Consider the following 23,650-nt stretch of genomic DNA (forward strand, 5'->3'; position numbering starts at 1 on the left):
GCTCGGTGAGGCGGTCGTGCACCATGCCGAGCCCGAACTCGAGCTCCGTGGCCAGCGACTGGAGGTGCGCCAGCCGGCTCGCGTCCGGCCGGATCGATCCGTCGGTCACCGCGAGGCTCAACAGCGACGCCTTCTCGAAGAGCCGCTCCACGTAGTCGGCCAGCACATCCTCGGTCGGGGCCATGTCCTGCTCCTTTTCTGATCCGCCCGGCTCGTGGCGGTCCGGCGGGCGGCGATTGGCCCCTTGTCGGCATACGACGTGCCACGGGTGATGCGCCCGAAGCCTCCGGAATCGCGGGTGATGTTTCGGTGATGCGACGGCCGGGCTCGTCAGCGCGGCGACAGGCCCGTCAGAGACCGGACATGACTCGCGTGCGCCGTGCAACCATGGATCTGGCCGGGAGGGCACTCACGACGGACCTCCTCGAACTCGAGCTCGGTGCCGAGCGCTTCGTTGAACCGGTTCGTGAAGTTGGCGGCGGCGACGGTCAGCGTGAGCTGCACGACCGCCTCGGGATTGAGAAGCGCGCGAAGCCGCTCGACCAGCGCCGGATCGACCTGCACGCGCGTGGTCATCTCCTCCGTGTACTGCAAGGCGAGCCGCTCGGCCTCCGAGAAGAGCGAGCTCGTCCGATACTCGGCGAGCGCGTCCAGCTGCTCCTTCGACGCCCCGGCGCGGCGGGCGGCCGCCCCATTGTGGGTGACGCAGTAGCGGCAGCGGTTGAGCTGCGAGGCGCGCACGTACGCCAGATAGCGCAGGCGCAGGTCGAGCGGCCCTTCGCGAAGCCGCGGGTACCAGCCCAGGAATGCGGGCAGCGACCGCGCGTGATGGGCCATCAGCCGATAGATGTTCAGCACCCGTCCGGACGCCTGCTGGAGCCCGTCGTAGATCGCCTGGATCTCGGGCCCGACCTGCGACCGATCGAGATACGGTAGTCTCGCCGCCATCGCGCACTTCCTTTCCGGGCGATGCGTCCGCGGTGGGCCGGGCCCGCGTGCGAGTCGCCGCGAGGCCGCATCATACGTGGGCGCGTCCGACGGTCAAGCGAGCGCGCCGGTCACAAGATCGCCAGGTGAACGACCGCGCCCTCGAAGAGCAGCGCGGCCCCCCGGCTTCGCTCCACCCCGAATTCGAAGAGCTGCCCGACCCCCGCGTTGCCCCGCAGGCCGCCCTCCACCCGGGCCGCGCCTCGCAGCACGCTCTCGACGCGCTTCCGCGCGGCCGGCTCGTCCCAGCTGCCGGCGGATCCGTAGGCGTCCAGCGCGTAGGCCCGCAGCAGCTTCGGCCACTCGCGGGCGAAGAGGTCCGGGGAGTCGAAGGCGTCGATACCCGCGAGCCGGGGTCCCACGAAGATGGCGGCGCCCCGCGCGCGCGGCACGCCCGCCGGATCCAGCCGGCGGCTGGCGGCGTCGAGGTGCGCGCGGACCTCGGGCTTGTCGTAGATCGCCTGATAGCTGCCGGTGGGCGAGGGCGCGCGGAGATCGCGCGAGGCGGCGGCGACGCCGGACCAGATGCGCGACTGCGAGGCGTTGCCCAAGACCTCGGAGCGGACGCTCGGCTGCACCACGCTGCTCCGGCTCTCGAAGTCCTTTCGCCCCTCGTTCCAGCGGCCCTGCTCGACGCAGTACACCCCCACATTGCGGGGCCCGCTCAGCGGGGGCAGCAGCAGGTCCTCGCGCAGCACGCGGTTCTGCTTGCCCCCGATCAGGATCTCGCCAGCCAGCAGCAGCACGTACGACTTGCCGCGATTGTCGGCGATCAGCTCGGGCACGCTGGCCTGCGCCCGCTCGGTCACCGTGAGCGCGGAGGCGGCGCGCGCCTCGTCGAGCGTGACGATCCGAGTGGTGGCACGGCTCGCGCCCTCCGGAGCCTGGAGCCAGATCGCGGCGAGCGCGTTCTGGGTCATCGACGGTCCCGGAACGAGGCCGGCGAGCATGCGCTGCAGGTCGGGGCTCGTCCGGCCGGCCACCGGAGCGGGCTTGAGCGCGTCGCCATCGGGCAGGATGCGGATCGGCTCGGCGAAGGCCTCGGCGGGCACGGACAGGGCGGCTCCGCCGAGGAGCTTCAGGAACGAGCGTCGCAGTGGATTCATGGCGTCCTCCTTGCCCGCTTAGACCGGGCTCTCCGCGGAAAGTTCCGGCGATCGCGTATACTGACCGCGGACGACCGAGATCCCATGAGGAGTCATGCCCCTTGAGGAGTCATCCGATGAAGCGAACCGCGGCGATGGCCGTTCTGCTGGTCCTGACCCTGTGTCCGCTCCTGCTCGCGAGCGAGGCGTGGGCGCGCGCGGGCGGGGGAAGCTCGGGCGGAAGCCGCGGCTCCCGCAGCTATTCCTCGCCGGCCAAGCCGCCGTCGAGCCCCGTCTCGCCGAGTCAGCCCTCCTCGCCCCCGGTCCACCAGTCACCCGCGCCGCAGCCGCGTCCGGGCTGGGGCGGCATGATGGGCGGGATGTTCGGCGGCCTCCTGCTGGGCGGCCTGCTGGGCAGCCTCTTCTTCGGCGGCGTCCCCGGCGGCGGCATCGGGCTGCTCGAGATCCTGATCATCGCGGGTCTGGCCTGGCTCGCGATCTCCTACATGCGGCGCCGGCAGGCGCCCGAGCGTTCCGGCTACGCGATGGCCGCCGGTTACGGCAGCGGCGGGTACGGCGGCTCCTCGGCGTCCCGGTACGACGCGCCGCCCTCCGGTCGGGCGGAGACCGCGGTGCTGGAGCCGCCGGCCGGGCCGTCCGATCTGGAGCGCGGGCTGGGCCACGTCCGCCAGATGGACGCGGGCTTCGATCCGCGCGCCGTCGCGGAGACGGCCTCGGACATCTTCTTCAAGGTGCAGGGCGCATGGACGGCGCGCGACATGGCGTCCGCCTCGTCGGTGCTGACCCCGGAGATGCAGACGCTCCTGCAACGCGACTGCGACCGGCTGCGGGCGGAGCGCAAGATCAACCGGCTGGAGAACATCGCGGTGCGGTCGGCCGAGGTCACCGAGGTGTGGCAGGAGAGCGGGCAGGACTACGTCACGGTGCACTTCCTGGCGAGCCTGCTCGACTACACCACCGACGAGACCGGCGCGCGCGTGCTCGAGGGCAGCCGGACCGAGCCGGTGAAGTTCGAGGAGTACTGGACGCTGGTGCGACCGGTGGGGCCGAACCCCTTCCGGCTCAGCGCGATCCAGCAGGCGTAGCCCGGACTAGAACGAGGCCGACATCCCGCCGTCGAAGTTGATGGCGGTCCCGGTGATGTAGGCGGCGCGGGCGGAGCAGAGGAACGCGGCGAGATCCGCGAACTCCTCGGCCTCGCCCACGCGCCCCACCGGCACCCGCTTGGCCACCTCGCGGTAGTAGCCCTCCAGATCGCCCTTGGCCCGGCGCTCCCACTGCGCGCTCTTCACGAGGCCCAGGCAGATCGTGTTCACGAGGATGCGGTCCGGCGCGTACTCGTTGGCCAGCGACTTGGTCAGGTTGATGCCCGCGGCTCGGGTGACGCTGGTGGGGAGCGCGCGGGCCGCCGGAGTCTTGCCCCCCACCGTGGTCACGTTCACGATGCGTCCGCCCCCGCGCGTCTTCATGTGGGGGATGACGAGACGGCAGAAGCGGATGGCCGCGATCAGCTTGACCTGGATGTCGGCCTCCCACGTCGCGTCGTCTACTTGCTCGAAGGGGCCCGCGGAAGACGTACCCGCGTTGTTGATCAGGATGTCGATCCCCCCGTGAGCGGCGAGCGTGGCGTTCACCACCGCCTCCACGTCGGCGGCCCGGGTCACGTCGGCGGGATGGGCCAGGACCTGGACGCCGGTCGCCTGGCGAATCGTCTCCGCGGCGCGCTCGAGCACGTCCTTGCGGCGCGCGCAGATCACGACGCGCGCGCCCTCCGCGGCCAGCCGCAGCGCGGCGGCGCGGCCGAGCCCTTCGCTGCCTCCGGTGACGATGGCGACCTTGCCGGTGAGACCGAGATCGAGCATGGCGATGTCCTCCCGGTCGCGGATAGTAGCGGGGCGGGCGGGGCGCGGTCAAGGCGCGCCGCCCTCGTGATATGGTCGTCGCGATGCGACGAGTGCTGATCACCGGGATGAGCGGGCTCATCGGGGAGGCGACGCGCCGCCGCCTCGAGGGGCGCTTCGTTCTGCGCGCCCTGAATCGACGGCCGCTGCCCGGGGTGGATTGCCACCAGGCCGACATCGCCGACCTCGACGCGATCGCTCCCGCCTTCCGCGACGTCGACGCGGTGGTGCACCTCGCCGCGCACGTGGCGAGCGCCGACAACCGCGGGGAGTGGGACGCGGTGCTGCGCGACAACGTGATCGGCACCTACAACGTCTTCGAGGCGGCCCGGCGCGCCGGGGTCAAGCGCGTGATCTACGCGAGCAGCGGCGCGACGGTCAGCAGCATCGAGCGCGACGCGCCCTACGCGGCGCTGGCCGCCGGCCGCTACGACGAGGTCGCCGAGTGGCCGGTCCTCACCCACGAGTCGCCCCTGCGCCCGAACGGGCTCTACGGCTGCAGCAAGGTCTGGGGCGAGGCGCTCGCCCGTCACTACGCCGACACCACCGCCATGTCCATGATCTGCCTGCGCATCGGCCACGTGAGCGCCGAGGACCGGCCGGTGAGGCCGCGAGAATTCTCGGTGTGGTGCAGCCGGCGCGACATCGCCCAGATGATCGAGCGCTGTCTGCTCGCGCCCGATGGCCTGCGCTTCGACGTCTTCTTCGTCACCTCCGACAACCAGTGGAGCTACCGCGACATCGAGCACGCCCGGGCGGTGGTGGGCTTCGTGCCCGAAGACCGCGCCGAGGACCACCGGGGCTCCCCGGAGGCCGGACCCTGATGGTATTCTGGCGGCCGTGACCCAGTCCGGAGACCTCGCGATCATCGGGGGCGGCATCGTCGGCCTCGCCACCGCGCTGGCCCTGACCGAGGCGCATCCGCGCCTTCGGCTGATCCTGCTGGAGAAGGAGCCGCAGCTGGCCGGCCACCAGACCGGTCACAACAGCGGCGTCATCCACTCCGGCATCTACTACAAGCCCGGCTCGCTGAAGGCGCGCACCTGCGTGGACGGCGCCCGCCGCATGAAGCAGTTCTGCGACACGCACGGGATCAAGTGGGAGGGCTGCGGCAAGGTCATCGTGGCCACCGACGAGGCCGAGCTGCCCCGGCTCCAGACCATCTACGAGCGCGGGCAGGCCAACGGCCTGAGCGGCCTCAAGATGCTCTCAGCCGCGGAGGTGCGCGAGTACGAGCCGAACTGCCGCGCGGTGCGCGCGATCCACGTGCCCGAGACCGGCATCGTGGACTACGTGCAGGTGGCGGCCAAGATGGCCGAGCTGATCCAGCAGCGCGGCGCGCAGATCCTCACCGGCGCGCGGGTCACCGCGATCCGCCGGCAGGGGAGCGGCCTCGTGCTCGAGACCGGCCGCGGCCCGGTGGAGGCGCGCCACCTCGTCAACTGCGGCGGGCTCCACTCCGACCGGGTGGCCGCCCTCACCGGCGCGACGCCGGAGGTGCGCATCATCCCGTTCCGCGGCGAGTACTACATGCTGCGACCGGAGCGGCGCTCGATCGTGCGCGGCCTGATCTATCCGGTGCCGGATCCCGAGTTCCCGTTCCTGGGCGTCCACTTCACCCGCACCATCCACGGCGACGTGGAGGCGGGCCCGAACGCGGTGCTCGCCTTCGCGCGCGAGGGCTACCGCCTCGGCACCGTGAAGGCGGGCGAGCTCGCGGGCACGCTGGGCTATAGCGGTTTCTGGCACATGGCCCGCAAGTACTGGCGGGTGGGCGCCTACGAGATGTACCGCTCGGCGAGCAAGGCGGCGTTCGTGCGCTCGCTGCAGAAGCTGGTGCCCGACATCGCGACCGCCGACCTCGAGCGCGGCGGGGCCGGGGTGCGCGCGCAGGCGGTGGCGCCCGACGGCTCGCTGGTGGACGACTTCAAGATCAGCGTGACGCCGGGGGCGGTGCACGTGGTCAACGCGCCGTCGCCCGCGGCCACCGCGTCGCTGGCGATCGGCCGCCACGTGGCGGCCCTCGCGGCGGAGTCCTTCGGGCTCGCGCGGGCCTGAGCCGTCCTACTGCTTCGTCAGCTTGTTCTCGACCTCGCGCAGGCGATCCTCCGCGGACAGCAGCATCGCGGCGAGGTCGCGGATGAGCGCGACCGCGAGCGCCGAATTCGCCCGCACCAGGTGATCGAGGCGGTTCGCCGAGATGACCATGAGGGTGACCGCGTCGGCGGCGATCGCCGAGGCCGAGCGCGGGACGTTGCGGAACAGCGCCAGGTGCCCGAGCAATTCGCCCTTGGCGAGCGTGCGCAGGAGACGCTCCTCGCCGGCGATGTGCTTGCGGATCTCCACCCGTCCCACGTGCACCATGAACGCCTCGCCCTTGGCGTCGTCGCCCTCGCGGAAGATGACCGTGCCGGGCTCGAACGTCCTCGTGGGAACTTCGGCGATCTGGCGACTCATATGCTCCCGCCTTCAGTGTAGAATGGCCGCGGTGGGCCCATGATACTGCGTCTGACGCTGCTGGTGTCTGCTGTTGTGGCGGCGGCGATCGGACTGCCCGTTCCCGGCCTCGCCCAGCGGTCCCTGCCGGTCCAGGAAGCCCTCCTGCGCTCCAAGCCGGCGGTCGTCCTGGTGGTGGCCGAGGTCGCGTCCGAGGTGACGCTGGACTGCGGGGCCGGATCCCGGAAGATCACCCCGCCCGTCTTCCGGGAGACCGGCACCGGCTGGCTGATCACCCACGACGGATGGCTGATGACCAACGGCCACGTCGTGCAGCCCGCCTACGAGCCGCCCCGCTGGCTGGCCAACCAGCAGGCCCAGCGCGCGGTGACCACCGCCTGCCTGCCCGATGTTTTGAAAAAGAAGGGGCTGCAGCCGGGCGACAACCCCGAGTCGGAGGAGGCGGCCAAGCGGAAGCTCCTCGACACGGTGCTCCCGACCGCCAAGGTCAACCTGCAGCCGCAGGTCTTCGTGGTCACGGCCAAGGGTCGGCTCAAGGCCGAGGTCAAGAAGTACAGCCCGCCGGTCAACGAGATGTCCGGCCGCGACCTCGCCCTGCTCAAGATCCCGGGCGAGAATTTCCCGGTGCTCGCGCTGAAGGACATCCGCACCGTGCAGATCGGCGATCCCGTCCACATCATCGGCTTCCCCGGGGTGGTGCTCTCGCACGAGCTGCTCAACGAGTCGTCGATGATCGAAGCCTCGATCACCAACGGGGCGGTGTCGGGATTCAAGCAGGACCGGAACAACAACACCGTGATCCAGACCGACGCTCCCGCGGCCTGGGGCAACTCGGGCGGCCCCGCGGTGGACGACCGTGGCAACGTGGTCGGGCTGCTCACCTTCGTCTCGCTGGCCCCCGGACCCGAGGGCTCGATCGTGCAGGGCTTCAACTTCGTCATCCCGTCCTCGGCGGTCACCGACTTCGTGAAGGACACGCCGGCCAAGCTCAACGGGGGCAGCAAGTTCAACGACGTCTGGTACGCCGGCCTCGCCGAGTTCTTCACCGACGACGCCACGGGCGCGCTGCAGCACTTCGAGGAGGCGGACCGGCTCCACCCGAACCTGCCCGACGTGCGCCGGATGATCGTCGAGGCGAAGGAGCAGCTGAAGAACCCGCGCCCGAAGCCGTTCCCGTGGTTCTGGGTGGCGGTGGCGGTGACCCTGCTGAGCGCGGGCGGCTTCGGCGGACAGTGGCTGCACCGGTGGAACAAGAACCGCTACCGGATCCAGCCCTCCGCGGTCATCCGGCTCTCCGAGGGTGGCAGCCCGCCGGTCATTCTCGACGCACGCCGCACCGACCTGTACGAGGCGCTGCCGCTGAAGATCAAGGACTCCATCCGGGTGGTGCCCGAGGATCTCGCCAACAGCCTCGCCGGACTCGACCTCGACAAGACGCGGCCGGTGGTCGCCTATTGCAGCTGCCCCGACGAGGAGACGAGCGCGAAGGTCGCTCGTGATCTCCGGAAGATCGGCTTCAAGGACGTGCGGATCCTGAAGGGCGGTCTCGGCGCGTGGACCAACGCGGGGCTACCCATCGAGACCCGCTCCGACCTCTCGCAGGTCGGCGTCGAGCTCTACAAGGCGCTGGCCGGCGGCAACGTCTAGAAGCCCAGCGCGCCCCCGTCGGCGCGAGGATCGGATCCGCCCACGAAACCGCCCTCCGGGGCGATCCAGATCCCGTGGGCATGCCCGAAGAGATCGTCCCACTCCCCACCCATCGTCACCTCGTGGCCGCGACCCTCGAGGTTGCGCGCCAGCTCGGTCGAGTACCGTCCTTCCAGGTTCAGCGCCCGTGACGCGGTTCCCCACGTCCGGCCGTAGAGCCATCGCGGCGCCTCGATCGCCGCTTGCGGCCCGAACCGCCGGAAGAGCCGGCGCGTGAGGATGGCGGCCTGGGTCTGGGGCTGGCCCTCGCCCCCCATGGTGCCGTAGACGAAGCGCGGCCGGCCGCCCTCGAGGTACATCGCGGGGATCAGCGTGTGCATCGTCCGCTTGCCCGGCGCCAGCGCGTTGACGTGCCCCGGATCCAGCGAGAAGAACGAGCCGCGGTTCTGGAGCACCACGCCGGTATCGCCGGCCATCAGGCCCGACCCGAACGTGAAGTAGAGCGACTGGATCAGCGAGACGGCGTTGCCCTGCTCGTCGGCAGTTACCAGGGCAATGGTGTCGCCACCGGCGGGGGCAGCGGACTGGGCCCGGCGCACGCGCTCACGCGAGATCAGGCCGGCGCGCGACCGGAGGCGCTCGGGCGCGAGCAGATCGGCCGCGGGCACGCGCATGAAGGCGGGGTCGGTGAGATGGCGGTCGCGGTCCTCGAAGGCGAGCTTCGTCGCCTCGACCATCAGGTGGATGTAGTCGGCCTCGAGCAGCGAGGCCACGTCGAACCCCTCGGTCATGCCGAGCACCGCGAGGGCCGAGATGCCTTGCGTGGGAGGCGGCGTGGTGGCCACCTGGCCCTCCGCGTAGGCGATGCGGAGCGGCTCCGCCCAGTCCGAGCGATGCTCGGCCAGGTCCTGGACAGCCAGCGGGCTGCCCGCCGCGGCCGCGGCCGCCACCAGCCGCCGGGCGAGGTCGCCGCGATAGAAGGCCTCCGCGCCGCCGTCGCGGATCGCTTCGAGGGTCCGGGCCAGGTCGCGCTGGCGGAGGGGCCCCCGCCGGAGCGCATCGGGATGGTAGAGGGGCCACAGGCTACGGCGGACCACCTCGGGGGCTCGCTCGCCGAAGAGATCGGGCTCGCGAGGCGGCGGCGTGCGCTGGCCGTCGGAGGCGGAGAACCCCTCTCGCGCGTAGTGGATCGCATCGGCCAGCAGGGCCGCCCATCCCACCGGAGAGCTCATGCGCGAGCGGCTGTACTCGTGCGCCTGCCACCAGCCGTCCACCGCCGCCGGCACCGTGAGCGCGGCGGGACCCCCCCGCGCGGGCAGCGCCCCGGAGATCCCGCGCTCCGCATACCACTCGATGCTGGCCGCACGCGCCGCCCGGCCCACCGCGGTGAGCGCCCGCAGGCGCTGGCTCCGCGCGTCGTGGATCAGCCAGAGATTGTCGCCGCCGAGCCCGTTCATGTGCGGGTACACGACCGCGATGGTGGCGGCCGCCGCGATGGCCGCGTCGAGGGCATTGCCGCCGGCGCGGAGGGCGGCGACGCCGGACTCGGTGGCGAGGAGATGGGGCGTCGCCACCATGCCGCGGGGAGCGCGCGCCTCGGGCCAGCGGGTCTGGGTCATGGGCGAGCCATCATACCGTTTGAGGCGGGCGAGGCGAACGGCGGATGAACGGCGGCGCGCGGCCGGGCTCCGGGCGATCGGCCCCGGGGCCCGGCCGGCGGTCACGTCAGGAGCAGCCGGTGGTCGTTCCGCAGGTGATGCACTTGAGACACGTGCCGTTGCGGACCATCGTGAACTGGCCGCAGTCGCCACAGGGATCGCCCTCGTAGCCCTTCAGCCGGGCCATCTCGGACGCGGAGAGCGTCTTGAGCTCGGCCACCGGCCCGCTGCCCCCGCTCATCGGAGCGGCGGCCCGCGCGGTCACCGGCGGGGGGGCCGGCCGCGCGGTCGGCGCGGGAATCGGCACGACGGCGGGGGGCGCCGCGGCCGGCCCCGCAGCGGCCACCGGGCCCTGGCCCGGCTTGGTCCCGATGGCGTCGGCCCGCAGGTCCTCCTCGGGCACGTGGGAGAGATCGGTGCGGCCGAGATAGGTGATGGCCAGCTCGCGGAAGACGTAGTCGATCACCGAGGTCGACATCTTGATGCGGTCGTTGCCCTTGACCATCCCGTTGGGCTCGAAGCGCGTGAACACGAAGGCGTCCACGAACTCCTCGAGCGGCACGCCGTGCTGCAGGCCGAGCGAGATGGCGATCGCGAAGCAGTTCATCAGGGAGCGGAACGCGGCGCCCTCCTTGTGCATGTCGAGGAAGATCTCGCCGACCGATCCGTCCTCGTATTCACCGGTGCGGAGGTAGACCTTGTGCCCGCCCACCACCGCCTTCTGGGTGTAGCCCTTCCGCCGGTCGGGCAGGCGATGCCGCTCGCGGAGGTACTGGGTCACCACCCGCTCGGTCATCTTCTCGGCCACCGCCTCCACGTCAGCCGCCGCCGCCTTCTCGTCGTCCTCGTCCGCGGTGGAGTTCAGCGGCTGCGACAGCTTGGAGCCGTCGCGGTAGAGCGCGACCGCCTTGAGCATGCCGCGCCAGGAGAGGTCGTAGGCCCACTTCACGTCCTCGATGGTCGCGTCCTGCGGCATGTTGATGGTCTTGCTGATCGCTCCCGAGATGAAGGGTTGCGCGGCCGCCATCATCCGGATGTGGGCCTCGGTGGCGATGAAGCGCGTGCCCCGCTTGCCGCAGCGGTTGGCGCAGTCGAAGATCGCCAGGTGCTCGGGCCGCAGGTGCGGCGCCCCCTCCACCGTCATGGTGCCGCAGCAGTAGTCGTTGGCCGCCTCGATGTCGGCGGACGTGAAGCCGAGGGCCCGGAGCAGGTTGCCGTTCCACTCGCCCAGCTGCGCGTCGTTGATGCCGAGCTGCGCGGCGATGTAGCCGTCGCCGAGCGTCCACGCGTTGAAGGCGAAGGAGATGTCGAAGGCGGTCTCTACCGCCGCCTCGATCCGCTCGAGCCCCGCCTCGTCGAAGCCCTTGGCCCGCAGCGTCTCGTGATTGATGGCGGGCGCGTCGCGCAGGGTCTTGCGCCCGACGCAGTAGGCCACGATGTCCTCGACCTCGGGGGGGGAGTAGCCCACCGTCTCCAGCGCGACCGGCAGGCTCTGGTTGATGATCTTGAAGTAGCCGCCGCCCGCGAGCTTCTTGAACTTGACCAGCGAGAAGTCCGGCTCGATGCCGGTGGTGTCGCAATCCATGACGAGCCCGATGGTGCCGGTGGGGGCCAGCACCGTGACCTGGGCGTTGCGGTAGCCGAACTGCTCGCCGAGGCCGACCGCGCGGTCCCACGTCTCGCGCGCGGCCTGCAGCAGCGGCGCCGGGCAGTGAGCCGGGTCGATCCCGGTCGGGGTGATGCTGAGGCCTTCGAACTCGGACGGGGCCGTGTTGTAGGCGGCGCGCCGGTGATTGCGCATGACCCGCAGCATGTGCGCCTGGTTCTTGGCGTAGCCGGGGAACGGGCCCAGGTCGCGGGCCATCTCCGCGGAGGTCGCGTAGGCCTCGCCGCACATGATCGCGGTGACCGCCCCGCAGATCGCCGCGGCCTCCGCGGAGTCATACGGGATGCCCCGGCGCATCAGCACCGTGCCCATGTTGGCGTAGCCCAGGCCGAGCGTGCGGAAGTCCCAGCTCCGCTGGGCGATGGGGGCGCTGGGGTAGGCGGCCATCAGCACGCTGATCTCCAGCACGGTGGTCCACAGCCGGCAGGCGTGCCGGAAGCCGTCGACGTCGAAGCTGCCGTCCTCGCGCAGGAACTTGATCAGGTTGATCGAGGCGAGGTTGCAGGCGGTGTCGTCGAGGAAGAGATACTCCGAGCACGGATTGCTGCCGTTGATGCGCCCGTCCTCGGGGCAGGTGTGCCACTCGTTGATCGTGGTGTCGTACTGCACGCCGGGGTCGGCGCAGGCCCATGCCGCATGCGCGATCTCGTCCCAGATCTGCTCGGCCGGGAGCGTCCCGGCGCTCTTGCCGTCGGTCCGTCGCCTCAGCTCCCACTGACCGCGCCGCGCCAGCACGTCGAAGAACGAGTTGGGCACCCGGACGCTGTTGTTGGAGTTCTGTCCGGAGACGGTGTAGTAGGCCTCGCTGTCCCAGTCGGTGTCGTACTCGGGGAAGTCCAGCTCGCGCACGCCCTGGCTGGCCAGCTGCAGCACCCGCTGGATGTAGCCGTCGGGCACCATCGCCGCCCGCGCCTCGCGCACCGCCGCGCGCAGCATCGGATTCTTCCGGGGATCCGCCTCGAGCCCGGCGGGCGTGCGGGTGGCCCCGAGGACGGCCTGCAGGCGCCGCCTGGTCAGCCGCGAGCCGGTCACCAGCGCGGCCACCTTCTGCTCCTCGACCACCTTCCAGCGGATGAAGTTCAGGATGTCGGGGTGGTCCAGGTTGAGGATCACCATCTTGGCCGCGCGGCGGGTGGTGCCGCCCGACTTGATGGCGCCCGCGGCCCGGTCGCCGATGCGGAGAAAGGACATGAGGCCGGAGGACTTGCCGCCGCCGGAGAGGGGCTCGTTCTCGCCCCGCAGGCTCGAGAAGTTGGTGCCGCTGCCCGAGCCGTACTTGAAGATGCGGGCCTCGCGCGTCCAGAGGTCCATGATGCCGCCGTCGTTGACCAGGTCGTCGGACACCGACTGGATGAAGCAGTTGTGGACGATGACGTTGTTGGAGAGGTACTGCCCGCTCTCGGTCTGCATGTCGTAGACCGGTTGCACGCCCACGCACTCCACCCGGACCACCGTCTCGTCCTTGAGCGCAGGGAGGCTCCGGCCCGCGAACTGAGGCGAGCACGCGGTGTCGAGGGTCTGGCGCTTGTCGTCGGACACGAAGCCGATCAGCTCCCGGAAGCGGGCGCGCGGCTCGGCGTGCGCGATGAACACGACGTACGGGGTGCGCCGGCTCTCGCGGCTCTCCGCGCCCCGCCCGACCCGTGAGTAGATGCCGAGGTTCAGCAGGAGGGCCTGTACGCCGTGGGCGAGCCCCGCCGAGGTCGAGGACAGCGTGACGTCGGCCAGCCGCGCCCAGTAGGAGCGCACCCGCACCGAGCCCTGCGCCTGGAACAGCGCGCGCAGGTAGCCGGCCTGGGCCGGACGGCCGGCGCGCAGGATCGCCGGAGGCACCACGTGGTCGGCGCTCGACCGCAACAGGCCGTACTTGTCGACGAAGGGGCGTAGCCGCTCGCCGTAGAGACGGACGCGGTGGATGTCGAGGCCCGGCGTGCGCGTCTCGACCGAGCGGACGTGGTAGTGCACGCCGTCGAAGACGCGGTGGATCCGCTCGACCACGAAGTCCAGCTCGTCCTTGTCGATGGTGGTGAACTCGACGGCGAGGCTGTGCTCGGTCCCGAGCCCGTCCTGACCGACGAACCCGTCGCCTTGCAGCCAGCCGACCAGAGCCGCCTCGTCGACGTCGGGCTCCTGCGAGCCGGCGCGCACGTCGGTGCGGGTGGACAGGCGCAGCGCCGAGCCCGGCTCGATCTCGTCGACCCGACGCCAGCTGGCCACGCCGTTGACGATCGCGTACACGAGGTGATCGCCGGTCGCCTCGACCGCCACCCCGTTCTTCAGCTCGATGCGAAAGACCGGCTTCTCGCCGTTCTCCTTCACCGCGACCACCCGCGTGGTGCCGGTGCCCTCGTCGCGGCCGTCGTAGACTTCCATCCCGACCAGGGCGTGGGTCACGATCTGCCCGATCGGCATCGGCCCGTCGGGAGTCGACACCAGCGCGTGGTAGGGCTGGCAGGCATGCGGCTGCGGGCGCTCGTAGGCCGAGGTGGCCCGGGTCAGGATGCCCGTATCCGGATCGACGTAGTGGTGGCCCTGGGCGGGGCCGGTGAGGCCGTAGGCATAGTGCAGCCCGGTGTTGAACCACTGCGGCGAGTTCGGGGCCGAGATCTGCGCGGCCAGCATGTAGCAGAGCTCGTCGTAGAAGGCGCGGGCGTCCGACGGGGTGTCGAAGTAGCCGTACTTCTCCCCCCAGTGCATCCAGCAGCCGGCCAGCCGGTGGAAGACCTGCCGGGCGTCCCGCTCACCGCCCAGGACCGGCCGGCCCTCCCGGTCCAGCAGGGGCTTGCCGTCGGCGGCATACTGCGGCACCCCCGACTTGCGAAAGTACTTCTGGGCGAGGATGTCCGTGGCCACCCCGGACCACCCGGACGGCACCGAGATCCCTTCCTGGCGGAAGACCGTGGAGCCGTCGGGATTCTTGATCTCCGAGGCTCGCTGGTCGAACTGGATCCCCGCGTAGGGACTCTGGCCTTCCTTGGTGAATCGGCGGGCGACTCTCATGGACTCCTCCTGAATGCGCTTCGGCTGGGAAGCGCAGGCGAAACGACGACCACGGCACGATCAGTCGACACGGACCACTTCAGATGGGGAAGGCGGGTTGGTGCGACGCCGAAGCGTCAGGTCTCGAAGCTGGCCGCTGTGAAGGTTTGTGCATATGTAGTGTGTCGACCAAAACGGAGCCCAACATATTGCGGTCGTCGAAGGCGTGTCAACAAAAAAAGGCGGCAGGAGTTGCATTGCGATGCGTCAGCAGGAGGCCAGGAGACCCGGGCTCGGCGAGCCGGGATGCTACGCGACGCGCGGGCTAGTAGGGCGGCTGAGACTTGATCAGGTTCTCGCGGCGCTGCAGGTAGCCGTTCCGCACCGCGCTGTACATGTCGACCGTGGTTTCCTCGAAGCCCTGGTAGAGGTCCAGGTTGAGGGCGCGGTCGTTGATCGTGTTGCCGATCTTCATTCCGAGGCGCGTCCAGATGAAGGGCAGGACGTAGCTCAGCGGGTCCATGGCCCCGTCGACCGCGGTCCCGATGCCGTCACGCACGGTCAAGGGCGGCAGGAAGGGCAGCACCAGGAAGGGACCGGGGCTCACGCCCCAGATACCCAGGGTCTGGCCGAAGTCGACCCGGGTCTTCTGCAGCCCGAACTCCTGCTTGGCGATGTCGAAGAGGCCGCCGATACCGAACGTGCTGTTGATCAGGAATCGACCCAGCTCGGCGCCGGCGCCCTTGGGCCGCCATTGCAAGAGATTGTTCACCACCCGCGGGACCACCAGCAGATTGTCGAAGCCGCTGTCGATCATCTGCTGGAGCCGGTCCGGCATCACGACGTTGTAGGCCTTCGCGACCGGCTTCAGCACGTACCGGTCCATGTTGTAGTTGAACGTGAACATCTTCTCGTTGAACGGCTCCCACGGGTCGTACTCCTCGAGCACGCCCTCCGTCGGCGCGGCCGATTCGGCCGGGCGGGATTGCGCCAGCCGCGGGCCGGTGGCCTGGCTCACCATGAGCGGCATGAGCGAGGCGACCATGAAGGACGGCTGCGCGTCGTCGGGGAGCGGCGCGAACGACGCGGGGGAGAACGCGACGGTTGGCGTCAGCAATTGCTCGCCGGCGTGCGGCTCCACGACCGCGCCGGTCGGCTGTGGGTCGGGGGCCAGCGCATTGGCGACGGGCTCGCTCGCGTCGGGGGCGTCGGCCGGGGCCGCGGGGGTGGCCGCGATCATCGACTCGCTGCGGAGCTCGCCCGACATCGTGCCGCAGCCGCCGAGCGCGAGACCGAGGATTCCCAGCAACAGCGCCGCCTGTCGCATGCCGAATCCGAGACGCACCGTCGTTCGTCCTTTCGATCGTTGGTTGGCCTGGATCATGGTCCCGGGGTGGTGGGGGTCGACGGCCCCGGCACCCTGGGAGCAATCCAAGTGCCAGAGCGCATCAGGCGCCAGCATAGGGTATGCAGCGCCATCGTTACAAGCACTTTCCCTGCGGTGGGCGCGCTCGACCAGCCCCACCTATTGACGTGGCGCACGAGTTTTTGTCACCCATCGAGCCGGATGGTGGACGGATCTCGGCAGACCGCGCGGCGCCGACGTTGACAGGCCCGGATGGGGCGGGATTCAATGCTGGCGCTGTCGCACGATTCCCGAGCGAAGCGAGAAAGGCGGTCCGGCGATGATCGAGCTGACGCTGGCGATGGCGGAGCGCGCGACGCGCGCGGCGCGGGAGAAGGCCGACGACCTCGGTACCCCGATGACGATCACGGTGGTGGACGAGGCGGGACGGCTGGTGCTGTGCTCGCGGGGCGACGGCACCGGGTTCTTCACGCCGGAAACCTCACGGGCCAAGGCGATGGCGGCCGCGAGCTTCCGGATGTCGACCGCGGACCTGGCCGAGCGCGTGGCGAAGGGCGCGCCCTTCTGGACGCACGTGGGCAGCGTGCTGTCGGGGCAGGTCCTTCCCAGCCACGGGGCGGTGCCCATCGTGGTGAAGGGGCGCGTGATCGGGGCGATCGGGTGTGGCGGCGGCACCGGCGAGCAGGACCAGGAGTGCGCCGCCGCGGGCGCGGCCGTGCTGGCCTGAGTACGGTGACGAGCCCGCCCTCGGGCTCGTCGTAACGGGCAATGGCGCGCTGGGATTCCCGGTTCTCGCTCCTGGTCGCGGTCAGCCTCGCGGTGGTCCTGGGACTGCTGCTGGGCCTGGCCGGCGAGGCCGGCCGGCCCTATCCGGGGTTCTTCGCCGCGCCCGACTTTCGCGTCTTCCCGGTCGACCCGGCGGCCCGCGCGGCCGGCCTGCAACCGGGCGACCGCGTGGTGGCCGTCGATGGCGCATCTCCGCTCACGCTCGCCGCGCGGGTGCGCGAGGCGAGCGGCCCCGTCGGCTACGGGATCGAGCGCGCCGGCCAGCGGTCGAGCGTGGCGATCACCCCGCGGCCGCTGACCTGGACCCGCCTCGTCGACCACTTCGGCGTCTACTTCCTCGTCTCGCTCGTGATGCTGGGCGTGGGCGCCGCGGTCTACGTGCAGAACCCGGCCGCGGCGCCCAACCGCCGCTTCCTCCTCTACATGTGCCTCTGGGCCGTCAGCAACGTGGCGGTGCCGGAGGCGGTGCTGGGCGCGCGCACTTACGCCGCGGCGCTCGTCGGCCTGATCGCCCCGCTGCTGTCCATCCACGGGTGGATCTTCTTCCTGACCTATCCGGCCAACCCCGATCGCGAGCGATGGCTCGAGCAGCACCGGGTGATCCCGCGGCTCTACCGGCTGGCGGTGGCGCTGGGCCTGCTGGGCGCCGGCTCGTTCGTCCTGATCGCACGGCTCGCGCCCGGATTGCTGGTCGACGGCTGGATCTACCCGGCATCGGCCGCGGTGCTGTCGCTGCTGAGCGCGCTGTCGTTCCCCATCAAGGTGGGGGCCTTGCTGGACACCAAGCGGCGCGCCGCCTCGCCCCTCATCGACCAGCAGACGACTGTGCTCTTGCTGGGTATCGCGCTCGGGCTCGGCGGCTGGCTCACCCTGATGCTCTGGCCCCTGCAGCACCTCTATGCCTCGCCGGTGGATCCACAGGTCGGCTCGGCGCTGGTACTGCTGTACCCGGCCGCCATCGGCTACGCGACCGTCCGCTATCGCCTCTTCGATGCCACCGTGGTGATCCGGCGCTCGGTGATCTACACCGGGCTCGCGGGACTCATCACCGGCGCCTACGCGCTGCTCCTGGCGGGCGCCAACGCCCTGCTTGCCCAGGCCGACCTCACCCGGTCGCCGTGGTTCTCGGCCGGCTTCATGTTCCTGGTCGTCCTGCTGTTCAACCCCCTGCGCGAGCGGGTGCGCCGGGCGGTCGACCGCACGTTCTTCCGCGAGCGCTACGACTACACGCAGGCCATGCGCAGCCTGGCGCGGTCGATGTCGAGCCTGCTCGACCTGGACGAGATCACGCAGCGGCTCACCACCACCATCGAGTCGTCGATGCACGTGCGGACCGCGCGCCTCCTGGTGGACGGGCTGCCCCGCGACGTGCTGACCGCGCTCGAGGTCGCGCCGGGGGCGCTCTCCCGCTACCAGCTCGCCGCCGATCCACGCTACGCCGCCGCGGGCGCCGCCGCGATCGCTGCCTACCAGGCCCTCGGCGCCGAGGTGGTGGTGCCGCTGCGCTTTCAGACGCGCCTCAGCGGGCTCCTGGTGCTGGGGGCCAAGCGCTCGGAGGCCGCGTACACCGGCGAGGACCTCGAGATGCTCGAGACGCTGGCCGACCAGGCCGCGGTGGCGGTGGCCAATGCGGAGGCGCACCGGCAGGTGCTGGACTACGCGCAGCAGCTCGAGCGCAGCCTGCTGATCCGCGGCAGCCTCGCCAAGTTCGTGCCGCGCCGGGTGCGCCAGCTCATCGAGGAATCGCCGGAGGCACCCTCGCTCGACAAGCGGGAGACCGACGTCACCGTGGTCTTCACCGACATCAGCGGCTACACCCGGCTGTCCGCGCGGCTGGCCCCCGACGACCTCGCCGCCCTGGTCGAGCGGTACTTCGGGGCCTTCCTCGACGAGATCGTCAAGCACGGCGGCGATGTCAACGAGACGGCGGGCGACGGGCTGATGGTGATCTTCCACGAGGGCGATCACGCCCGCGCGGCGGTGGACGCGGCGCGGGCCATCCACCGGCGCGCCGCCGAGATCGGCGCCGAGCTGGCCGACCGCTTCGATCCGCTCACGATGCACGTGGGCGTCAACACCGGGCCCGCCCTGCTGGGGGCGACGAAGATCGAGGGCAGCGCGGGGACGCGCTGGACCTACACCGCGTCGGGCATGACCACCAACATCGCGGCCCGGCTGGCCGCGCAGGCCGGCGACGGCGAGGTGGTGATCAGCGACTCGACGCGCCAGCGCCTGGCCGCCGACGTGGCGATGGAGGACCTCGGCGTCCGCGCCCTCAAGAACGTGGACGCCCCGCTCCGCCTGTACCGCCTGCGGTAGCGGGCCCGGCCCTCGTCGCGGAGCGCCGGATCAGCGTGAGATGGTCAGGCGCTCGCGCCCGTAGTTGTCCTCGTCGACCCAGGGGCGCCCTTCGGCGAAGCGGCGCGCGCCGAAGGGGGCCAGGTCGGCGGTGCGCGGCTGGCCCTCGAGGATCCACTCGGCGAGGCACTTGCCGATGGCCGGCGAGGTCTTGAACGAGGTGCCGGAGTCGCCCAGCATCACGTACAGCCCCTCGAGGGAGGGGATCCGGTCGATGATCGGCCGCCCGTCCGGGCTCATCATGATCATGCCGGCCCAGCCGCCCCGCATGGTGGAGTCCGCGAAGAGGGGTAGCCGGTGGCCGAGCCGCTCGCGGCAGAGCGCCACGTAGCCCTCGTCGACCCCCTCGTGCAGCTTGTCCGGATCGCCGCCGTACGCGGCGCCCAGCTCCACACCGATGAGGGTGAGCGAGCCGTCCACCGGGCGGATCCACGCCTTCTGGCCCGCGTCGATCACCACCGGATGCTTGCGGGTGAGCGCGGCCGGCCAGCGGAACAGCGATACCTGGATGCGGAACGGCTGCAGCCCGAAGTCGAGCCCGAGCGGATCGAGCAGCGGCTGGGCCCAGGCGCCCGGGACCAGCACGACCACCGGGGCCTGCACGCGCCCGCCCGCCGTCTCGACGCCGGTGACGCGGCCGCGCTCGGTCAGGATGCGGGTGACCTCGCAGCCGGTCTCGACCGTGACCCCGAGACGCTGAGCGGCCGCCGCGAAGCCGTACGCGGTGGCGCTGGGATCGGCGTAGCCCGAGCCGGGCTCCCAGGCGGCGGCGCCGATGTCGTCGGTGCGGCACTCGGGGAAGAGGGTGCGGATGTCCTCCCGCGAGACCTCGCGCGTCTCGATGCCGAGGCGCTGCTGGCGGGCCAGGTTCCGGCGCAGGGCCGCCTCGTACCCGGGCGGGACCAGCTGCAGGAAGCCCGGGGCCTCGAAGCCGCACTCGCCGCCCACGATGGCCTTGAAGTCCCGGAAGATCTTCAGGCTCTCCAGCGCCAGGCGCGCCTCGTGCTCGTTGGTGTAGTGCATGCGCACCAGGGCGCCCGATTTGCCGGTGGCGCCGGCGGCCAGATGCCGGCGCTCGAGCAGGCGCACGTGCCGGGCGCCCATGGCGGCGAGGTGGAAGGCGGTGCTGGTGCCGTTGGCTCCGCCGCCGATGATGACGATGTCCGCAGTGGGGGTCATGGCGCCAGGATTCTGGCATGTTTGCCTGGCCTTGACCAGCCCGCGACCCGGCTTGTAGAATGGCGCACCGCGAGCGGCCCCCGCCGTCCGACGCGGAGTCCAGACGCAGACCTGACGTCAATCACACTGAGGAGGAGTCATCACATGGAGCTGACTCGACGCGACCTGCTCAAAGGCGCGGCCGCCCTCGGCGCCGCCGCCGCGGTGCCCCTGACCGCGAGCGGACCGGCCCTGGCGCAGACCACCCAGAAGAAGGAGCTCATCACCGCCCAGAGCGGAGACGTGTCGAAGTTCGATCCGCACTTCAGCACGTCCTCGAACGACATCCGGGTGTCGTTCAACCTCTTCGACAACCTCACCTCGCGCCATCCCGACGGCAAGCTCTACCCGGGGCTCGCCACCGAGTGGAAGCTCGAGGGGCAGACCACGTGGCGCTTCAAGCTGCGCCAGGGCGTCAAGTTCCACAACGGCGACCCGCTGACCTCGGCCGACGTGAAGTTCAGCATCGAGCGCACCTACGATCCGACGGCCAAGACCATGGTCGCCACCGCGCTGGCCACCATCGAGAAGATCGAGACGCCCGATCCGTCGACGGTGGTCATCACCACCAAGAAGCCGGATCCGCTCCTCCCCGCGCGGCTGGCCTTCTACGGCGGCCAGATCGTGCCCAAGAAGTATCTGGAGTCGGTCGGCAACGACACCTTCAACGCCAAGCCGGTGGGCAGCGGCCCGGTGAAGTTCGGCTCGTGGGTCAAGGACGATCGCGCGGTGCTCGAGGCCAATCCGGACTACTGGGGCGGCAAGATCGACGTGGACCGCTGGATCATGCGGCCGATCCCGGAGACCGCGCCGCGCATCGCGGCCCTGCTGAAGGGCGAGGTCGACGTCATCACCCAGCTGCCGCCCGACCAGGGGGAGCGGGTGGCCGGCAACGCCTCCACCCGGGTGGCCGGCGCGCTCTACGCGGGCCTGTACGTGCTCGCGGTGAACAGCAAGCGGCCGCCGCTCGACAACCCGCTGGTCAAGCAGGCGCTCTCGCTGGCCATCGACCGCGAGGCGATCGTCAAGGAGCTGTGGCGAGGCCGCGGCGTCGTCCCGAGCGGGCCCATCGCGAAGGGGGACAACCACTTCGACACGAGCCTGCCCCCCCTGGCCTACAACCCGGCGGAGGCGAAGGAGCGGCTCAAGAAGGCCGGCTACAAGAACGAAGAGGTCTACATCGAGACCACGGTGGCCTACGTGGCGCAGGACAAGGCGATGTCGGAAGCCATCGCGGCCATGTGGAAGGACGTGGGCGTCAACGTGAAGGTGGAGGTCATCGAGTACTCGGTGCGCGCCCAGAAGAATCGCGAGAAGAGCTTCAAGGGCGTGTTCTGGTCGGACCCCACCTCCACGCTCGGCGATCCGGACGGCATGATGTGGCGCCTTCTCGGGCCCGGCGGCCCTCAAGATTACTGGCGCGAGGCCAAGTTCGACGAGCTGGGCGCCGCGGCGCGCTTCAGCGTGGACGAGAAGTTCCGTGGACAGGCCTACAAGGAGATGACCAAGATCTTCCTGGAGAACTTCCCCTGGCTGCCGGTGATCCAGCCGTACGAGGACTACGGGCTGCAGAAGTACGTGGAGTTCACGCCGAACCCGAACCAGCAGTTCGAGCTGCGCCGCTTCAACCTCAAGCTCCGTCGCGCCTGAACCGACCCCCTCACCCCGCCCTCTCCCGGTCGTCGGGAGAGGGTGAGGGGAGGGATTGACATTGCGCGGATTCCTTCCGTTCCTCGGCCACCGTCTCTTCCGCGCCCTCATCGCGCTCTGGCTGGTCTCGACGGTGGTGTTCGTGGTCATGCGCCTGTCCGGGGATCCGGTGCCGCTGCTCCTCCCGCCCGACGCGCCGCACAGCGAGATCCTGCGCGTGCGCCGCGAGCTGGGGCTCGACAAGCCGCTGCCTGCCCAGTACGCGATCTTCCTGGGCAACCTCGCCCACGGGGACTTCGGCCGCTCGATCCACTTCCGGGAGCCCGCCTTCGACGTCGTGCGCGGCTACCTGGGAGCCACGCTCGAGCTGGGGCTCACCGCCTTCGTGCTCGCCGCGATCGTGGCGGTGCCGGTGGGCCTCTTCTCCGCGATGCGCCGCAACACCGTGATCGATCACGTGGCGATGGGCGTCGCCTTGATCGGGCAATCGGCGCCGACCTTCTTCCTCGGCATCCTGTTCATCCTGCTGCTGTCGCTGAAGGCCGATCTCTTCCCGACCTCGGGCCGCGGGGACTGGCGCAACCTGGTGCTGCCCGCGCTGACCCTCGGCGCGTTCACGATGGCCTCGATCGCCCGGCTCACGCGGTCGGCGGTGCTCGAGGTGCTCCGCGCCGACTACATCCGCACCGCGCGGGCCAAGGGCCTGGCCGAGGTGTTGGTGGTGGCCAAGCACACCCTGAAGAATGCGGCGATTCCGATCGTCACCATCACCGGCCTGCAGTTCGGCACGCTGATGGGCGGCGCGGTGGTCACCGAGACCGTGTTCTCCTGGCCGGGCATCGGACGGCTCGCGGTGCAGTCCATCTACAACCGGGATTACGCGGTGGTGCAGTGCACCGTCTTCCTGGCCGCCGTGATGTTCATCCTCATCAACTTCTGCGTGGACCTGATCTATGGCGTCCTCGATCCCCGCGTCCGCGCCGGCTGACGCGGTCCTGCCCGCGCCGGCGGTCCGGGTGAAGGCCCGGCGGCGCCGGATGCCGGTCCTGGTGCTGCTGGGCGCGGGGTTCGTGGCCGCGCTCCTGCTGGTGGCCGCGGCCGCGCCGCTGCTCGCGCCCCAGGATCCCGTTCGCCAGAGCCTTCGCGGGCGTCTTCACCCGCCGACCTGGAGCGGCACCGACGGCCGCGCGCACGTGCTCGGCACCGACCACCTGGGGCGTGACGTGCTCTCGCGGGTGATCTACGGCTCGCGGGTCTCGCTGGTGATCGGGTTCGCGGCGGTCGTGGTGGGCGGGGTGATCGGCTCGGCGGCCGGCCTGGCCGCCGGCTTCAGCCGTGGCCGGCTCGACGGCATCATCATGACCCTGGCCGACGCGCAGCTGGCGTTTCCGTTCATCCTGCTCGCGATCGGGATCATCGCGGTGCTGGGGCCGAGCTTCCCGACCCTGGTGGTGGTGATCGGGCTCTCCGGGTGGGTGTCCTACGCGCGGATCCTCCGCTCCCAGGTGCTGGTGGTGCGCTCGCGGGAGTTCGTCGAGTCCATCCACGCCCTCGGCGGCTCGCTCGCGCGCATCGTGCTGCGCCACGTGCTGCCCAACGTGCTCTCCTCCATCGTGGTCATCGCCACCCTCGAGCTGGCCCGGGCGATCGTGCTGGAGGCGACGCTGTCCTTCCTCGGCCTGGGGATCCAGCCGCCCACCCCGTCCTGGGGGGGCATGGTGCAGGAGGGGCGTGAGTACCTCGACTCGGCCTGGTGGATCTCGACGTTCCCGGGCCTCGTGCTCATGGTCACCTCGATCGTGGTCAGCCGCACCGGGGATTGGCTGCGCGACGTGCTGGACCCGACCCTTCGAGGCGAGTAGGCGAACACG

Annotated in this window: 18 protein-coding genes; 9 read left to right on the forward strand and 9 right to left on the reverse strand. The window is 70.7% G+C overall.

The window, feature by feature from the left end:
- The 3 genes from VKN16_15535 to VKN16_15545 all read right to left on the reverse strand — a co-directional run.
- The coding region (locus tag VKN16_15535; GenBank protein ID HME95618.1) for a hypothetical protein at positions 1–184 on the reverse strand (184 nt) is incomplete at its 3' end.
- A 146-nt stretch (positions 185–330) separates the two neighbouring features.
- A complete protein-coding gene (locus VKN16_15540; GenBank protein ID HME95619.1) occupies positions 331–948 on the reverse strand; it encodes a carboxymuconolactone decarboxylase family protein in 618 nt (205 codons plus the stop codon).
- Positions 949–1,058: 110 nt separating this feature from the next.
- The gene (locus VKN16_15545) at positions 1,059–2,093 is read right to left on the reverse strand and encodes a DUF6569 family protein (protein ID HME95620.1); all 1,035 of its coding nucleotides are present in this window, start codon (positions 2,091–2,093) and stop codon (positions 1,059–1,061) included.
- A gap of 116 nt (positions 2,094–2,209) precedes the next feature.
- Between VKN16_15545 and VKN16_15550 the strand changes: the two genes are divergently transcribed.
- Entirely contained in the window at positions 2,210–3,178 is a 969-nt protein-coding gene (locus VKN16_15550) for a Tim44 domain-containing protein (protein ID HME95621.1), read from the forward strand.
- A 6-nt stretch (positions 3,179–3,184) separates the two neighbouring features.
- Here the strand turns inward: VKN16_15550 and VKN16_15555 are convergent, their stop codons facing one another.
- Positions 3,185–3,955 carry an SDR family oxidoreductase gene (locus tag VKN16_15555; GenBank protein ID HME95622.1) on the reverse strand — a complete coding sequence of 257 codons (771 nt, stop codon included), beginning with the start codon at positions 3,953–3,955 and terminating at the stop codon, positions 3,185–3,187.
- A gap of 83 nt (positions 3,956–4,038) precedes the next feature.
- Between VKN16_15555 and VKN16_15560 the strand changes: the two genes are divergently transcribed.
- A complete protein-coding gene (locus tag VKN16_15560) occupies positions 4,039–4,818 on the forward strand; it encodes an NAD(P)-dependent oxidoreductase (protein HME95623.1) in 780 nt (259 codons plus the stop codon).
- Between the two features lie 16 nt (positions 4,819–4,834).
- Positions 4,835–6,052: an L-2-hydroxyglutarate oxidase gene (gene lhgO, locus VKN16_15565; GenBank protein HME95624.1), complete on the forward strand. Its 1,218-nt coding sequence runs from the start codon at positions 4,835–4,837 to the stop codon at positions 6,050–6,052.
- Positions 6,053–6,058: 6 nt separating this feature from the next.
- Here the strand turns inward: lhgO and VKN16_15570 are convergent, their stop codons facing one another.
- The gene (locus VKN16_15570; protein ID HME95625.1) at positions 6,059–6,451 is read right to left on the reverse strand and encodes a cyclic nucleotide-binding domain-containing protein; all 393 of its coding nucleotides are present in this window, start codon (positions 6,449–6,451) and stop codon (positions 6,059–6,061) included.
- Between the two features lie 39 nt (positions 6,452–6,490).
- Between VKN16_15570 and VKN16_15575 the strand changes: the two genes are divergently transcribed.
- A complete protein-coding gene (locus tag VKN16_15575) occupies positions 6,491–8,098 on the forward strand; it encodes a trypsin-like peptidase domain-containing protein (protein HME95626.1) in 1,608 nt (535 codons plus the stop codon).
- Here the strand turns inward: VKN16_15575 and VKN16_15580 are convergent.
- The 3 genes from VKN16_15580 to VKN16_15590 form a co-directional block, all read right to left on the reverse strand.
- A complete protein-coding gene (locus tag VKN16_15580) occupies positions 8,095–9,717 on the reverse strand; it encodes a gamma-glutamyltransferase family protein (GenBank protein ID HME95627.1) in 1,623 nt (540 codons plus the stop codon). The two genes, VKN16_15575 and VKN16_15580, sit on opposite strands and share 4 nt — an antisense overlap.
- A gap of 106 nt (positions 9,718–9,823) precedes the next feature.
- Positions 9,824–14,422, reverse strand: a complete 4,599-nt coding sequence (locus VKN16_15585; GenBank protein ID HME95628.1) for an adenosylcobalamin-dependent ribonucleoside-diphosphate reductase — start codon at positions 14,420–14,422, stop codon at positions 9,824–9,826.
- Positions 14,423–14,726: 304 nt separating this feature from the next.
- On the reverse strand, positions 14,727–15,746 hold the full coding sequence (locus tag VKN16_15590; GenBank protein HME95629.1) for an MlaA family lipoprotein: 1,020 nt from the start codon (positions 15,744–15,746) through the stop codon (positions 14,727–14,729).
- 340 nt (positions 15,747–16,086) lie between these two features.
- On the opposite strand from VKN16_15590, the gene VKN16_15595 reads away from it, so the two are divergent.
- Together VKN16_15595 and VKN16_15600 are read left to right on the forward strand one after the other, a co-directional pair.
- Entirely contained in the window at positions 16,087–16,494 is a 408-nt protein-coding gene (locus VKN16_15595; protein HME95630.1) for a heme-binding protein, read from the forward strand.
- A 41-nt stretch (positions 16,495–16,535) separates the two neighbouring features.
- On the forward strand, positions 16,536–18,872 hold the full coding sequence (locus tag VKN16_15600) for an adenylate/guanylate cyclase domain-containing protein (protein ID HME95631.1): 2,337 nt from the start codon (positions 16,536–16,538) through the stop codon (positions 18,870–18,872).
- 30 nt (positions 18,873–18,902) lie between these two features.
- On the opposite strand, the gene VKN16_15605 is transcribed toward VKN16_15600, so the two are convergent.
- Entirely contained in the window at positions 18,903–20,090 is a 1,188-nt protein-coding gene (locus tag VKN16_15605; GenBank protein HME95632.1) for an FAD-binding oxidoreductase, read from the reverse strand.
- Positions 20,091–20,234: 144 nt separating this feature from the next.
- Between VKN16_15605 and VKN16_15610 the strand changes: the two genes are divergently transcribed.
- The 3 genes from VKN16_15610 (at position 20,235) to VKN16_15620 (ending at position 23,641) form a co-directional block, all read left to right on the forward strand.
- A complete protein-coding gene (locus tag VKN16_15610; GenBank protein HME95633.1) occupies positions 20,235–21,779 on the forward strand; it encodes an ABC transporter substrate-binding protein in 1,545 nt (514 codons plus the stop codon).
- Positions 21,780–21,840: 61 nt separating this feature from the next.
- Complete coding sequence (locus tag VKN16_15615) at positions 21,841–22,767, forward strand: ABC transporter permease (protein HME95634.1); 927 nt, start codon at positions 21,841–21,843, stop codon at positions 22,765–22,767.
- Positions 22,733–23,641 carry an ABC transporter permease gene (locus VKN16_15620; protein HME95635.1) on the forward strand — a complete coding sequence of 303 codons (909 nt, stop codon included), beginning with the start codon at positions 22,733–22,735 and terminating at the stop codon, positions 23,639–23,641. Before VKN16_15615 ends, VKN16_15620 begins: the two co-directional genes overlap by 35 nt.
- The last annotated feature ends 9 nt before the right edge of the window (positions 23,642–23,650 follow it).

Source organism: Candidatus Methylomirabilota bacterium, from assembly GCA_035315345.1.
Classification (GTDB): Bacteria; Methylomirabilota; Methylomirabilia; order Rokubacteriales; family CSP1-6; genus CAMLFJ01.